We start from the raw sequence: 731 nt of genomic DNA on the forward strand, positions 1-731 counted from the left end.
AAGCAATCTTTTTTATGTAAAATTATAGGAGAAGCTTTTTTTTGAATTTCAGTAAGAGATGTAAATCCAAAATCGGCAAAAAGAGAATCAAGCGCTGAATCAGGAGTCTGATTCTTTTGATATGTTTGTTCGTGATCTTTCATAAACTATTACGCCAACTAACCCAAGTGCAAATAGCACTACTGTAATTATTGGAATTGAGTCAAAAATTCCTGCCATTCCTAAACTTTATGATTGATAGTTAAATATCTTCAGGATAATCAGATAGGCCTGCAGAGTGTATTGTATATGAAAAAGCAGTCTGATGTAAAAGCCACCTTATTTCACCATGAAATTTTGAGTTTATTTTTCTAAGTTTAATTTTAATATGTGTAAATAAGTCAACAGCAGTTCTCATATTTTCTAGTTCTGTACCATCTATGTTTCTAATCATATTAGTAATAATAATAGGAATTTTTTTATTGATTGCAATTAATGATAGATTGTGGAGATATTTTATAAACAACAAATTTTTTTCAAAAGTCTTATCTTCTTTTGAATATTCATAAGAAAATAAATCTGTGATATTATCAATCACAATTAGAGAGAAATTTGAGCTATTCATAGTGCTAAGTGATTTTATTTGATCAGAAGTATTAGTAATTCGTGAAATGGTTATTTTTTCAAGAATATCAAATGTTAAATTTTGTTTTTTTTGGATTTCGAGAATTCTTTCTGGTCTAAAACTTCCC

The 731-nt window shown here is 27.6% G+C and carries 1 protein-coding gene; it reads right to left on the bottom strand.

The window, feature by feature from the left end:
- Positions 1 to 241: 241 nt before the first annotated feature.
- On the bottom strand, positions 242 to 731 hold a 490-nt coding region (locus BG20_RS02440; RefSeq protein ID WP_010190449.1), incomplete at its 5' end, for a recombinase A.

Origin of the sequence: Candidatus Nitrosarchaeum limnium BG20 (genome assembly GCF_000241145.1) — an archaeon.
GTDB classification, from domain to species: domain Archaea; phylum Thermoproteota; class Nitrososphaeria; order Nitrososphaerales; family Nitrosopumilaceae; genus Nitrosarchaeum; species Nitrosarchaeum limnae.